Source organism: Comamonas sp. F1-6 (genome assembly GCF_039581415.1).
Taxonomy (GTDB): Bacteria; Pseudomonadota; Gammaproteobacteria; order Burkholderiales; family Burkholderiaceae_C; genus Comamonas; species Comamonas thiooxydans.
On sequence record NZ_JBCPWN010000069.1, the window covers coordinates 1 to 575 of the forward strand.

Consider the following 575-nt stretch of genomic DNA (forward strand, 5'->3'; position numbering starts at 1 on the left):
ATGTCGGGTGCGGCCAGCTCGGGCAACGGAAGTGCGCTGAGCATGAATAGTGCAACCTCCGGTGCAACGTCGAATGCAAACGCTGCTGGCGGCGCTATCGGCGCAGGCGGTTTTGGCATCGGTGGGGCAGCTGTCGGTGGTAGCGCAACTACCTTCGGTAATGTGAAGAGCCTTTCCGCCACTTCCGGCAACGGTGTTGCGGGCGGCGTAGCGGCTACCAATGCCAATGCGGGCTCGGCTGCTGCTGCCGGCTATAACGCAGGACCCGTCAACGGCACTGCCTTCGGCGGCGCCTCTTCTCAGACCGCGAATGTTGCTGCAACTGGCGCCGGCCCTGGCGGCGGCTTGGCTTACGTCCACAACAATGCGGGCACCACCTCTGGCTACAACGCCACATCGGGAGCCGTTTCCTCACCTTGGGGCTCGCTGACCAATACCACATCGAATGCAGGCTCTGTGGGTACCGTCCATCAGAATGCCGGTTCCTGGGGTAACGCCGGCTACTTCTCCAACGGTGGTGGCACCTCCGGTACTGCTGGTGCAGGCTCAACGGCCAATGCCAACTAAGGCAGCTA

The 575-nt window shown here is 62.6% G+C and carries 1 protein-coding gene; it reads left to right on the top strand.

Annotation, left to right across the window (positions count from 1 at the left end; all coding sequences use genetic code 11):
- The coding region (locus AAIL66_RS24345; RefSeq protein ID WP_343497968.1) for a hypothetical protein at nt 1-567 on the top strand (567 nt) is incomplete at its 5' end.
- Nucleotides 568-575: the final 8 nt, after the last annotated feature.